The 12,612-nt window shown below is 36.7% G+C and carries 13 protein-coding genes and 2 pseudogenes; 12 read left to right on the top strand and 3 right to left on the bottom strand.

Features of this window, described 5'->3' with window-relative positions:
- Positions 1 to 113: 113 nt before the first annotated feature.
- Positions 114 to 692, bottom strand: coding sequence for a CYTH domain-containing protein (locus BR72_RS22180; RefSeq protein WP_035437207.1), 579 nt, complete (start codon positions 690 to 692; stop codon positions 114 to 116).
- Positions 693 to 835: 143 nt separating this feature from the next.
- On the opposite strand from BR72_RS22180, the gene BR72_RS22175 reads away from it, so the two are divergent.
- The 4 genes from BR72_RS22175 (at position 836) to BR72_RS22160 (ending at position 4,017) form a co-directional block, all read left to right on the top strand.
- Positions 836 to 1,207, top strand: coding sequence for a UPF0738 family protein (locus BR72_RS22175; RefSeq protein WP_035437205.1), 372 nt, complete (start codon positions 836 to 838; stop codon positions 1,205 to 1,207).
- Between the two features lie 200 nt (positions 1,208 to 1,407).
- Complete coding sequence (locus tag BR72_RS22170) at positions 1,408 to 2,043, top strand: GTP diphosphokinase (RefSeq protein ID WP_035437198.1); 636 nt, start codon at positions 1,408 to 1,410, stop codon at positions 2,041 to 2,043.
- Between the two features lie 21 nt (positions 2,044 to 2,064).
- Positions 2,065 to 2,862 carry an NAD kinase gene (locus BR72_RS22165; protein WP_035437195.1) on the top strand — a complete coding sequence of 266 codons (798 nt, stop codon included), beginning with the start codon at positions 2,065 to 2,067 and terminating at the stop codon, positions 2,860 to 2,862.
- Positions 2,863 to 3,129: 267 nt separating this feature from the next.
- Positions 3,130 to 4,017 (top strand): RluA family pseudouridine synthase, encoded by an 888-nt coding sequence (locus tag BR72_RS22160; RefSeq protein ID WP_035437192.1) that lies wholly within the window; start codon positions 3,130 to 3,132, stop codon positions 4,015 to 4,017.
- 18 nt (positions 4,018 to 4,035) lie between these two features.
- On the opposite strand, the gene prpE is transcribed toward BR72_RS22160, so the two are convergent.
- Positions 4,036 to 4,776 (bottom strand): bis(5'-nucleosyl)-tetraphosphatase PrpE, encoded by a 741-nt coding sequence (prpE, locus tag BR72_RS22155; protein WP_035437190.1) that lies wholly within the window; start codon positions 4,774 to 4,776, stop codon positions 4,036 to 4,038.
- 75 nt (positions 4,777 to 4,851) lie between these two features.
- Positions 4,852 to 6,015, bottom strand: coding sequence for an FtsW/RodA/SpoVE family cell cycle protein (locus BR72_RS22150; protein WP_035437187.1), 1,164 nt, complete (start codon positions 6,013 to 6,015; stop codon positions 4,852 to 4,854).
- A gap of 392 nt (positions 6,016 to 6,407) precedes the next feature.
- Here BR72_RS22150 and BR72_RS22145 point away from each other — a divergent pair.
- The 8 genes and pseudogenes from BR72_RS22145 (at position 6,408) to rfbD (ending at position 12,611) form a co-directional block, all read left to right on the top strand.
- Positions 6,408 to 7,196, top strand: a pseudogene (locus BR72_RS22145) (TylF/MycF/NovP-related O-methyltransferase).
- A 50-nt stretch (positions 7,197 to 7,246) separates the two neighbouring features.
- Positions 7,247 to 8,338, top strand: a pseudogene (locus tag BR72_RS22140) (glycosyltransferase); the annotation flags it as partial.
- Between the two features lie 272 nt (positions 8,339 to 8,610).
- The gene (locus BR72_RS27235; protein WP_442852853.1) at positions 8,611 to 8,733 is read left to right on the top strand and encodes a hypothetical protein; all 123 of its coding nucleotides are present in this window, start codon (positions 8,611 to 8,613) and stop codon (positions 8,731 to 8,733) included.
- A gap of 39 nt (positions 8,734 to 8,772) precedes the next feature.
- Positions 8,773 to 9,453, top strand: a complete 681-nt coding sequence (locus BR72_RS22135) for a glycosyltransferase family protein (protein ID WP_035437184.1) — start codon at positions 8,773 to 8,775, stop codon at positions 9,451 to 9,453.
- Between the two features lie 13 nt (positions 9,454 to 9,466).
- Positions 9,467 to 10,204, top strand: coding sequence for a sugar phosphate nucleotidyltransferase (locus BR72_RS22130; RefSeq protein WP_035437181.1), 738 nt, complete (start codon positions 9,467 to 9,469; stop codon positions 10,202 to 10,204).
- Positions 10,205 to 10,212: 8 nt separating this feature from the next.
- Complete coding sequence (gene rfbC, locus BR72_RS22125; RefSeq protein WP_035437178.1) at positions 10,213 to 10,758, top strand: dTDP-4-dehydrorhamnose 3,5-epimerase; 546 nt, start codon at positions 10,213 to 10,215, stop codon at positions 10,756 to 10,758.
- Positions 10,759 to 10,773: 15 nt separating this feature from the next.
- A complete protein-coding gene (gene rfbB, locus BR72_RS22120; RefSeq protein WP_035437175.1) occupies positions 10,774 to 11,745 on the top strand; it encodes a dTDP-glucose 4,6-dehydratase in 972 nt (323 codons plus the stop codon).
- 11 nt (positions 11,746 to 11,756) lie between these two features.
- Positions 11,757 to 12,611 carry a dTDP-4-dehydrorhamnose reductase gene (gene rfbD, locus BR72_RS22115; RefSeq protein ID WP_035437173.1) on the top strand — a complete coding sequence of 285 codons (855 nt, stop codon included), beginning with the start codon at positions 11,757 to 11,759 and terminating at the stop codon, positions 12,609 to 12,611.
- Position 12,612 lies beyond the last annotated feature (1 nt).

Genomic DNA, 12,612 nt, shown 5'->3' with positions numbered 1-12,612 from the left:
GAGAGCTTTCCTTTTGTGAGGAAAAGCACCTCACAAAAGGAAGTTTCACTTTATTGTAGCAACGGATTGTTATGAAGGGCAAATAAATAGCTCTCAATCAATCCTTTGCTAGTTTATTGCTCTTTTTGTTCTTTGGCAAGAAAAAAGCGTTGCACTTTATTTTTTGTATGTCGAACTGGAATATTATGTTTCTCTAAGAAAGAAGAAAATGCTGCTTGTCCAGCCTGCTCATCGCTTACTTCATATTCGATTTCGTAATCATCATGCTCGTAATAAAAACTATGATCGAATACGAGTGTACCGCATTCGAATGTTGTTTCTGCTCGTTCAGTTGTTAAGCTTCCCATATATTGTAGTGAAGAAACAGGGATTTGGAGGTTTTCTAATTGCTTAGAAACGGCACCCTTGATTAATGTATTTGTTTCAATCATATTGTTTGCTTCTTCTTCTGTTAAAGTTTGATGTGTCTCTAACAAGCCAATTTCTGCTGGCTGTTTTAGTGTTAGCGTATAGGTGTTGTTTTTATAGCGAATACGAAGGGCAGCACCTGCGTTTTTTAATGAAAATGCTGGTGTTTCGAAATAATGATTCACTTGTTTTGCGAATGTTGTAATGGAAAATGTGTGACATAAAGAATGGAATTCCTCTTTTGTAACCATATTTTTAAATTCAATCTCAATTTCTTGTTTCATATGTACGCTCCTTTTATGAAATATCTGTTAATCATTATCGCTTTTTCCTAAATTTCAATCAATGTTTTATTTGTTTCAGTGTATGTTATGTTACAATGAAAATGTTGATAATGACAGGAAGTATAATATGGAGGAGTTAAAGTATGCAAAATAAAATTCAAGTTAAGAGCGTAGAAAAAAGAGAGAATGCTCTTATTTTTTGTGCAGAAAATACAGAGTTATGTGTAGAAAAATTGAAGGCGCGTAGCCACGTACTTGTGGATTCAGATAATTTATCATTTTTATATATTTTAGAGAATGAAACAACCTTTATTTACATAAGCATCCCACATACGTGTTGGGAAGAATTAAAACACGCAATGAAGAACGATGATAAGATGTTTGTTCGTATTCAAGACGTTGAAATTGAGTTAGAACAAATGAAAGAAGAATTAGAGTATTTAATTGGAAATATTGAAGGAAATGCAAATTACGGTGAGGAACTCGTAAATGAAGTAGAAAAAGTGTTTCTATAAAGTGAAACTTTAATCAGTGGGGGGTCATCCTCCAATGATTATTAGTTGAACTAATCGGGCTTTTACGGGCAGTTTACCTCCCGCCTAACCTCTTTGCTTTTGCTGAATTTTGAGGCGGGAGTATTACTGCCCGTTAATGCGGGATAAAAGAAAGCTTTCAGTGAGATAAAAGAAACTGATTTGTTTTGGTGGTGGTTACATTGGATCGAAATTGGGAAGAATTTTTAGCTCCTTATCATCAAGCTGTAGGAGAATTAAAAGTAAAATTAAAAGGAATGCGTTCTCAGTTTGAAATGTTGGCCGAACATTCGCCGATTGAGTTTGTAACAGGCAGAGTCAAATCTGTTGCAAGTATTATAGATAAAGCAGAAAAACGAGACATTTCGCTCAGTCGTTTGCAAGAAGAGATGCAAGACATTGCCGGGCTTCGGATGATGTGTCAATTTGTTGATGATATTAAGCCGGTTGTAGAGTTTTTACGACAACGTAACGATTTTGAAATTGTGGAAGAACGCGATTACGTGACGCAAAAGAAAGAAAGTGGATATCGCTCCTATCACGTTGTTATTAGTTACCCTGTGCAAACGATTCGCGGAGAGAAAAAAGTGTTAGTTGAAATTCAAATCCGCACGTTAGCAATGAATTTTTGGGCAACAATCGAGCATTCTTTAAATTATAAATATCGTGGACGTTTTCCAGAAGATATTAAAGTGCGTTTGCAGCGCGCAGCTGAAGCAGCTTACTTATTAGACGAAGAAATGTCTTCGATTCGTCTTGAAATTAAAGAGGCACAAAAGATTTTTTCACGCAAAAAAGAATCGAAGGAAACAGAATAATAAACTAAAGGGTGTTGAGCGATGAAGTTTGCAATTATGTCAAAGGGAGATCAATCATCAAATGCGCTTACGAGTACGATGACAGAGTACTTACGTGATTTTGAACTTACAATGGATGAAAATGAGCCGGATATTGTAATTTCCGTTGGGGGAGATGGAACGCTGCTGCATGCGTTTCATCGCTACCAGGATCGGTTAGATAAAACAGCATTTGTCGGGGTGCATACCGGGCATTTAGGATTTTATGCAGATTGGTTACCGACAGAAGTTGAGAAGCTTGTCATTGCGATTGCGAAAACGCCTTTTCAAGTTGTTGAATATCCATTATTAGAGGTCATCATTCGTTATATGAATGGGACTAAAGAATCACAATATTTAGCGCTAAATGAAGCAACCGTAAAAAGTAGTGAAGGAACGCTTGTTATGGATGTAGAAATTCGCGGTGAATATTTTGAAACATTCCGCGGCGATGGTCTCTGTATTTCAACACCTTCTGGTAGTACTGCGTATAATAAAGCGCTGGGCGGTGCAATTATTCACCCGTCTTTGGAAGCGATTCAAGTTACGGAAATGGCGTCTATTAATAATCGCGTTTTCCGTACGGTTGGATCTCCGCTCGTATTACCGAAGCATCATACATGTGTGTTAAAACCAGTTACTGGAATGAACTTACAAATTACAATTGATCATTTAGCGATGGTTCACCAAGATGTCAAATCGATTCAATATCGAGTGGCAGATCAAAGAGTTCGATTTGTTAGGTTTCGCCCATTTCCATTTTGGAAGCGAGTGCGTGATTCATTTGTTGCGGATCAGTAAGAGGGAACTTATAGCAGCGGGAAAAGCACTCGCTGCTATATAAATACGATTTGAAACAAGCCCTTTCTTTTTAGAGAGGCGAGAGCGTCTGGCCGTGCATAGTGACGGTCAGGCCTTTTTCTGCCACGTGCAAGGGGTAAAACAAAGGAAGTAGAGGTTCGTTTGTTTCTGCGTGGCAGCGGCTTAGGTGTTGAAAAATCAAAATGCTAATTATGTTCATACGGGCGATTTTCCATTGTGAACACATCATTAGAGAGGGTTATGCAATTGAAAAGGTTTACGTTAACTTGGTGTATAGCAAAGGCTGATGAAGGAATGCTTATTCGAGAATTTTTGAAAACGAAAGGTATTTCAAAGGCAGCGTTAACGGATATAAAGTTTCGTGGCGGTGCGATTGAAGTGAATGAACATCATGTAAATGTGCGTCATGTTTTGCAAGACGGTGAAAAGTTAGCAGTTTGTTTTCCACCTGAGCAAAGAAGTGAAGGGATGTTAAGTGAGAATATCCCTCTTTCTGTTGTGTATGAAGATGATTCGGTCCTTGTTCTTAATAAAGAGCCTTATATGTCTACAATTCCGTCAAGAGAGCATCCGAGCGGGAGTGTAGCAAACGCTCTTTTGCATTATTATGATCAGCAAAGTCTTGCAAGTACAGTACATATCGTTACTAGGCTTGACCGGGATACATCTGGTTTAATGTTAATTGCCAAAAATCGTTTTATTCACCATTTGTTATCGAAGCAACATCAGCAAAAGCAAGTGAAAAGAACATACGAAGCGATTGTTCATGGAATCGTCGCAGAGGATAACGGAACAATTGATGCCCCAATTGCCCGAAAAGATGATAGTATTATTGAACGCATCGTGCGCGGGGATGGACAGCGAGCCGTGACTCATTTTCATGTGCAAAAAAGATGGAAAGATAAAACGCATGTAGCACTTCAATTAGAAACAGGGCGTACGCATCAAATTAGAGTGCATATGGCGCATCTTGGTCATACGTTACTTGGTGATGATTTGTACGGCGGGAAAACAGATGAAATAAAGCGGCAAGCACTGCATAGTACAAATTTAACATTTTATCACCCAATATTAGAAAAGCAACTGACATTTCATGCGGAGTTGCCTGAAGATATGAAAAAGCTGATGGAATAAGGGTTCCATCAGCTTTTTTTAGTCAATAGAGCGAAATTTCTCCGGTACAAACGGCATGGAAGAAGGAACTGAAACGGTCTCCATTTCTGGATAACGAAGCCCGGTTAATTTTCCGCCAAATACAGATCCCGTATCGATATTCACAGTATGATTGACGAAGCGAGGTTCTTGTACAGGTGTATGCCCATATACAATCCAAGCCTCCCCAGTATAATGCTTCGCCCAGTCACGGCGGACAGGAGAACCGTCAGGGTGTTTTTCACCTGTAATATCCCCGTATAAAACGAAAGTTTGCACTTTCTTATCGCTTCTTCCGATATAATCTTGGCGAATACCAGCGTGACAAACAACGAGTTTTCCGTTATCTAGCACGTGATAGAGCGGTGATTGTTCGTACAGGTCAATAAACTTTTTCTGAATAATCTTTTGATCGCGTGTGTTTAATGCCTCGTATTCTGCAACAGTTGTTTCTAAGCCGTGTGTTACTTGTACCTTGCGCCCAAGAAAGTAACGATATAATTTATTGCAATGATTCCCCGGGGCATAATATGCTTCTTTTTTATGTATGACAAGTTCCCACACAATTTCAATCATTCGAAGAGAATGGGGACCGCGATCTGTAATATCGCCTACGAAAGCAAGCTGCCGTTTTTGTGGATGAACAGGTAACCCGCTATCCCATGTATAACCAAGCTGTTTTGTTAATGATGTAAATTCCTCTAAACAGCCGTGAATATCGCCAATCACATCATATTTCATATGAGATTACCTCCTCTTTTTTGATTAGTATACCGCTAAGAGGGTAAGAAAAAAACCATATCACTTGGATATGGTTTAATCAAACATAAATTTCTTCGTTCGTGACTGTACGTTTAGAATGAAGCCGATTGCAATTAGATAGGTGACTAAGGAACTACCACCGTAGCTTAAAAGCGGTAATGTAATACCGGTAATAGGAAGTAGTCCAATTGTCATACCGATATTTTGGAATACTTGGAATGTAAACATTCCGATTGTTCCGGCGCATATATAACTGCCGTATGGATCGTTACTTTCTAATGCAATGTGAATCATACGATAAATCAGTAGGAAGAATAGTGAAATAACGACGCTTCCTCCTAAAAATCCAAACTTCTCAGCGATATTTGTAAAGATAAAGTCTGTATGAGGTTCAGGGAAATATACTTGTCCATTTTCCCAGCCTTTGCCGTACAATTCACCTGATCCAGTCGCTAAAACAGCTTGGGTTAACTGATAACCTTGTGTTGGGTATTCATAAGGCTGTAACCAACCATAGAAACGATCTAATTGATAATCTTGTAAAATATGTGATTTAAAGAATGCGGTGTGTGCAAAGTAAATATACACAAGTATCGCACCAACTCCAACAACAATACCAGCTAAACCGAAAATAAAGCGCCAGCGAACCCCAGATACTAAAATCATGGCAGCTAGCATTGCTGAAATTACCATCGTATTTCCTAAATCCGGTTCTTTTGCAATTAATAATAGCGGTGGTAAACTTGCGGCAAATATTTTTCCGAGTAAGAGTAAATCTTCTCGTGGTGTTCGAATTACATATTTTTCATTATGGTCTACAATAATACGGCCAACGACAAGAATTAAAAAGAGTTTCATGATTTCAGAAGGTTGGAAATTACCAAGTCCTGCCGGTAATTTATACCAAGCAGTTGCTCCTTTAATCGTTTGAGAACCAGGAATATGAAACTCAAGTCCAATAAGAAGAATCATTGCGAATCCGTATAAATACCAACAAATTTGCTTGTAACGGTCAAAGTCGATGACCATAACAGCAGCAATTGCGATCGCGCCAATTACATACCATTGGATTTGTTTAGCCACGAAGTTAACCTTTTGTAAATTTGGCGGTAAGGACGGCTGTGCACTTGCAATAGCAAAACAACTTACTGTAGCGATTGCTAGTACAATTAGAATTAAAACGTAATCTATTTGATATCGAGAATTTTTATCTTTCACCGTACTATATTCCTTTCTATTACTCATTGTTATTAAAAAAGACACTATTACCATCTTAGCTGATTTTTTGTTGTTTGCAAATATGTTGTTTAGATTTAGGGAGGCGAATGTCAGATGCGGGACGGTTTAATTTGGTGTTGTTATATTGGGATTCATATATGAGTAGAGATAATGCGTTAATTCATAATCATAAAATAAAAATGAAAAACATAAATTTTCTTTAGGGTTTCTTTTGCAAAAATTGTATTATTGCTGCCGCTTTCATAAGTAGTGGAACTCTATAGGAACATCAAAAATAGATAAAATAAATTATTAATACATTGTTAGTGAATCATGGTTTGGAAAAAAAGGAATCTCAATTTCCATTAATTGAAAGATAATTAGGGGGAGGGCTGTTTCTTGAACTGTTGAAAAAGGTAATTTTATTCGGAATTTGGCAAGAGGATGAATTGTATTTATCTGTTACGGTTCCAGTTCCGTATTATGTAAAAGAATATATATAAGCTCACTATTTAAAACTTATACAAGAAGTTAAACCGAATTATGAATCAAGCTTACAGGGGTTAGATTGGCCGGCTAGCACAGTATGGTTGGTCGCATGCAAATGAAGCAATTACAATCAGCACTGGAGACAGTCGTTAAAGAAAATATTGAAGAGAATTTTATTGAAACAGGTGTATGGCGCGGTGAATCATGCATTTTTATGCGTGATTTTTTTCAAGCATATGGTATAACGAACCAAAAAATATGGGTAGCGGATTCGTTTGAAGGATTACCAAGGCCCAATGTTAAGAAATATCCGCAAGATGCAGAGGACAATTTGTATATGTTTGATTATTTACGTGTTTCGTTAGAACAAGTACGAGAAAATTTCAAGAAATATGATTTGCTTGATGAGCAAGTTCAATTTTTGAAGGGATGATTTAAAGATACGTTGCCAACTGTATCTATTGAGAAGTTAGCGATTGCTTGGCTAGATGGGTGATCTTTATGAATCAACAATGGATAGGTTAACAAATTTGTACGATAAAGTAACAGAAGGTGGCTTCGTTATTATTGATGATTACGCTTTGCCAACATGTGAAGCGGCAGTTACTGATTTTCGAAAGGAGAGAAAGATTACAGAACGGCTCATTAAAATTGATCATTATGGAATGTACTGGAGAAAGGGAACGTCGTAAACTTCGGGTAGTTCGATGTATAAATAGCATGCGAGGGGAAGGGGCGTTTTATGTTAACAAGTATTGTTATGTTAACTCATAACCAACTCCATTACACAAAACAGTGTATTGATAGTATAAGGAAATATACAAAAAAAGAAAGTTACGAGTTAATTGTTATCGATAATGCATCAACAGATGGAACTGTAGAGTGGTTACAATTACAACCGGATATACTGCTTATGAAAAATACTACTAACGTTGGATTTCCGCGCGGTTGCAATCAAGGAATTGAAAAAGCGAAAGGCGACAACATTTTATTATTAAACAATGATGTAGTTGTAACGGAAAACTGGTTAACGAACTTATTAATTTGTTTATATGAACAGCCTGATACAGCGGCTGTAGGACCGGTAACGAACAGTGCTTCTTATTACAGTACAATTCCTGTTCCTTATACACATATAGAAGAGATGCAAGAGTTTGCTGCTATGTATAATCAAAGTGATGCAACGAAATGGGAAGAAAGAATAAAATTAATTGGCTTTTGTATGCTTATAAAGAGAGTGGTTTTAAATGAGATTGGTTTACTAGATGAACGGTTTACACCAGGCAATTATGAAGATGATGATTTATCGCTCCGAATGCGCCAAAAGGGTTATAGACTATATTTATGCCGTGATACATTTGTTCATCATTACGGAAGTGTGTCGTGGAAAGAAAATATTCCCCAATATTCTGCTTTATTGTATGCGAATGCGTTAAAATTTCAACAGAAATGGGGATTCCCGTCTAGTGATTTATTCATTCGTTTCGATTTATTACAACTGTCGGATATATATTACAAAGAAGGGATGAATGTCCTTCATATTGGTGCGGGGTGCGGTGCAACATTACTTGAAATGAAGTGGCGTTATCGAAATGGAAATTTCTTTGGTGTTGAAGAGAAAAAAGAAGCTGTAAATATTGCTGAATATGTAGCACCGACATTGCATGTGAAACTTAATGAATTAGAGGGCAAATTTCTAAATGAAAAGTTTTCTATTATCCTCCTTTCATGCCCTGTGTACCGAGAACATATGGTAGCAGTCATAAGAGGTGTTTCTCGTTTATTACATCGAGATGGTGTTCTCATTATGGCGTTTCCTAATTCGAATTACTACACACGAATTGAACAACGATTTCAACTTCAAGGGGAGAATGAGGAAGCTGAACAGAGTTATAATTTAGCAGAAATCATGATTTTATTAGAAAAAGAACAATTAAAAGTGATTAAAATTCAAGAATTGGGAGGCGATTTAGGAAGATGGTATGAGCAATATGCCTCCTTTTGCAACGCACTTATTGGTAGAATAGATGCACATTTAGTAGGGTATAGTTTAATCGTTTCACATGCATAACATAGATGACGGCGTATGCATAGGAGGGGAAGGGAATGGAAACAGAAGACTCCTCTTTATATCGAGAAAAGCATGATAATTATTATGAAGGTGCAAATCCTTATTTATTAAAGCATATTAAAGATGAGCAGAGAAAACGTTATTTATTACATGTGTGAACAACCGCATTCACAAACAGAAAAGAAAGGATTCACATAATGAAAGAAAAAACGATTTTGGTAGTCGTTTGTGTCAATAATGAAGAGCTCTTTACACAATGTGAAAGGCAAATTAAAAATATGTTTGTTCCGTCTGAATACCAAGTTCAAATATTGCCAATCTATCATGCTAAAGGTATGACAAATGCATATAATCAAGCAGCTTCATATCCAGCGAAGTATAAGGTGTATTTGCATCAAGATACATTTCTTATTGAACGGAATATTTTTACTAACCTTTTATCGATTTTTGCATCAAATGAGAAACTGGGACTAATCGGAGTAGCAGGCTGCCAACGTATGCCTGAAAATGGGATATGGTGGGAAGGAGAAAAGTTAGCTGGGCAAGTTATTGAGTATCGAAAAAGGAATTATCAATTATTAAGTTTTGAGACAGGTTTGTATGAACCGCAACTTTTTACTCCTGTTCAAGCAATAGATGGCTTATTTATGGCGACACAATATGATTTGCCATGGAGAGAAGATTTATTTGACGGATTTCACTTTTATGATGTTTCACAGTCATTTGAATTTCGCAAAGCAGGTTATTTAGTAGGGGTTTTTAACCAAATGCATCCATGGTGTCTTCATTATAATGGGGATGATTTTGATGTATTGGCATATGGAAAATATAGGAAAATATTTTTGCGTAATTATATGAATAGTTCATTTCCAGCATAAGGGAGTGATTGTGATGAAGGGGGTTATTTTAGCGGGAGGAACGGGATCAAGACTATATCCGATTACGAAAGTAACAAATAAACATCTCCTTCCAGTTGGGCGATATCCGATGATTTATCATTCAATATACAAATTAAAACAATGTGAAATTACAGATATTATGGTGATTACCGGAAGAGAGCACATGGGGGCTGTTGTGGATTTTTTAGGGAGCGGGGATGAATTTGGTGTATCGTTTACTTATCGCGTGCAAGACCGTGCGGGAGGAATTGCAGAGGCTTTAGGATTATGCGAGCATTTCGTTGCCATGGATCGAATGCTAGTTATACTTGGAGATAATATTTTTTCAGACGATCTTCGTCCATATGTAGAAGAATATATGAAACAAGAACAAGGGGCAAAAGTATTACTAAAAGAGGTAGAAAACCCTACAAGATTTGGCGTACCGTCTATTAAAAATGGAAAAATTATTAGAATTGAAGAAAAGCCGAAAGAACCGAAAAGTTCATATGCAGTTACAGGCATTTATATGTATGATGCACAAGCCTTTTCATATGTAAAGCAGCTAAAGCCATCAGCAAGAGGTGAGCTTGAGGTTACAGATTTGAACAATTGGTATTTACAAAAGGGACTTCTTACTTATAATACGTTAGGCGGATGGTGGACGGATGCAGGAACTCACACTTCTCTTCAAAGAGCGAATACGTTGGCAAGAAATATAGACTTTGGAAAACAGTTCAATGGAGAGTAGGTGAGTATATGAAAGTGATTGACACGTCTTTTCATGATGTGAAATTGTTAGAACTACATTTGTTTAAAGACGACCGAGGTTTTTTTATGGAAAGTTACAATAAAGAAACGCTAGAGAAGATTGGTATTACCTATTCATTTGTACAAGATAATATCTCTTCTTCTGCGAAGGCAGGTACGATTCGTGGTTTGCATTTTCAAAGGAAACCGAAAGCGCAAACGAAACTAGTTCAAGTTATACAAGGTGCTATTTATGATGTCATTGTTGATTTACGTAAAGAATCCCCTACTTATAAACGGTGGCAAGGTTATATTTTAAGTGAAGAAAATCGCCGGCAATTGCTCGTCCCAAAAGGTTTTGCTCATGGATTTTGTACGCTTGTTCCGCATACAGTTGTTATGTACAAAGTTGATGAGTACTATAGTGCTCTGCACGATAGCGGTGTATTTTGGAAAGATAAAGATTTGAACATTCCATGGCCGGTCAAAGAACCTACTTTATCAAAGAAAGATCAACTACTACCACTGCTTATTGAGTGCCAAGGTTGTTTTTAAATAGGAGAGTTGTCTATGAATATATTAGTAACAGGCGGAGCTGGATTTATTGGTAGTAATTTTGTTCATTATATATTGAAACAATACGATAATTACCATGTTATTAATTATGATGCATTAACATATAGTGGTAATCTTGAAAATTTACGTTCTATTGAGCGAAATCCTCGCTATATTTTCCAAAAAGGAATCATTCAAAATCGTGAGCTTTTAGAATATGTTGTTCAGAAATACAAGGTAGATGCTATTGTTAACTTTGCAGCCGAGTCTCATGTTGATCGCAGTATTGAAAATCCTATGCCTTTCTACGAGACAAATATAATTGGGACGGTAACGTTATTAGAGTTAGTCAAAAAATATCCTCATATTAAAATGGTGCAAGTCTCAACAGATGAGGTATATGGTTCATTAGGAGAAGTAGGGAAATTTACAGAACAAACACCGTTAGATCCGAGCAGTCCATATTCTTCTAGTAAGGCGAGTGCAGATATGATTGCTTTATCATACTATAAAACGTATCAATTACCTATTATCGTCACGCGTTGCTCTAATAACTATGGACCATATCAATATCCGGAGAAATTAATTCCACTTATGATTACAAATGCACTAGAAGGGAAGAAATTACCGTTATATGGAGATGGATTGAATATTAGAGATTGGCTTCATGTGAATGACCATTGTAGTGCAATTGATGTTGTACTGCATAAAGGGAAATTTGGAGAAGTATATAATATTGGCGGAGATAATGAAAAAACAAATATAGAAGTTGTAGAGCAGATTATGACGTTACTAAAAAGAGGAAGAGATGATATTCTTCATGTTAAGGATCGCTTAGGGCACGACCGCCGCTATGCAATTAACGCAAAAAAAATAAAACAAGAATTAGGATGGCAACCGGCGTATACGTTTAAAAAAGGGATAGAAGAAACAGTCCATTGGTATGAACAAAACGAGCAGTGGTGGCGACCATTAAAAGAAAAGTAAGGGGCTCGCAGATGAAAGAACGGATTATGATAACGGGAGCAAATGGGCAATTAGGGAGACAAATAGTAGAGGATTTTGGCTCGGGGTTGTATGAAATATATCCATTTGACAAGAAATCGTTAAATATTACTGACATGTCACAAGTAGAGCATGTGATGAAAACGATAAAGCCTCATATCATTATACATTGTGCTGCTTATACAAAAGTAGATCAGGCAGAAGAGGAACAAGATTTAGCTTATGTAACAAACGCAATTGGAACAAGAAATGTCACGGTTATGGCGCAAAGTTTAGGGGCAAAGTTTATTTATATCAGTACAGATTATGTATTTTTCGGCAGTAGAATAGAAGGGTATCATGAATGGCATATACCAGAACCAGTAAATGTATACGGTCTTTCTAAATATGCAGGAGAGGAATTTGTAAAAAGTTTTCATGATCAATACTTTATTATACGTACGTCATGGCTTTATGGAAAGAACGGAAATAACTTTGTGAAAACGATGTTACGGATTAGTGAAGAAAAAGAGCATATAGCTATTGTTTCTGATCAAATTGGATCTCCTACCTATGTAAAAGACTTAGTTCACGTGATAAAAAAAATCATGAATACATCATTATATGGAATATATCATGTATCAAATAGTGGATCGTGTTCTTGGTATGAATTTGCTAAGCAAATTTTTTCTTATGCAAATAAAAAAGTAAACGTCGTACCTATTTCAACCGAAGAGTTTGGGGCAAAAGCATTGAGGCCGAAATATTCAATTTTACAGAACAAAATGTTAAAATTAAATGGTTTTTCGCAAATGCCAACTTGGGAAGAAGGATTAGAGGGATTTTTTAGCGAAACAAAGAATCACTAGT

The sequence above is a fragment of the Bacillus sp. UNC322MFChir4.1 genome (assembly GCF_000746135.1).
GTDB lineage: Bacteria > Bacillota > Bacilli > Bacillales > Bacillaceae_G > Bacillus_A.
This window is presented reverse-complemented; position numbering and strand designations above follow the sequence as displayed.

Excerpts from the sequence above, each read along its gene's own strand:
- BR72_RS22180 (WP_035437207.1), bottom strand. The coding sequence starts at position 692 with ATGAAACAAGAAATTGAGATTGAATTTAAAAATATGGTTACAAAAGAG.
- BR72_RS22175 (WP_035437205.1), top strand. The coding sequence starts at position 836 with ATGCAAAATAAAATTCAAGTTAAGAGCGTAGAAAAAAGAGAGAATGCT.
- BR72_RS22165 (WP_035437195.1), top strand. The coding sequence starts at position 2,065 with ATGAAGTTTGCAATTATGTCAAAGGGAGATCAATCATCAAATGCGCTT.
- prpE (WP_035437190.1), bottom strand. The coding sequence starts at position 4,776 with ATGAAATATGATGTGATTGGCGATATTCACGGCTGTTTAGAGGAATTT.
- BR72_RS27235 (WP_442852853.1), top strand. The coding sequence starts at position 8,611 with ATGGAAACAGAAGACTCCTCTTTATATCGAGAAAAGCATGATAATTAT.
- BR72_RS22135 (WP_035437184.1), top strand. The coding sequence starts at position 8,773 with ATGAAAGAAAAAACGATTTTGGTAGTCGTTTGTGTCAATAATGAAGAG.
- BR72_RS22130 (WP_035437181.1), top strand. The coding sequence starts at position 9,467 with ATGAAGGGGGTTATTTTAGCGGGAGGAACGGGATCAAGACTATATCCG.
- rfbC (WP_035437178.1), top strand. The coding sequence starts at position 10,213 with ATGAAAGTGATTGACACGTCTTTTCATGATGTGAAATTGTTAGAACTA.
- rfbB (WP_035437175.1), top strand. The coding sequence starts at position 10,774 with ATGAATATATTAGTAACAGGCGGAGCTGGATTTATTGGTAGTAATTTT.
- rfbD (WP_035437173.1), top strand. The coding sequence starts at position 11,757 with ATGAAAGAACGGATTATGATAACGGGAGCAAATGGGCAATTAGGGAGA.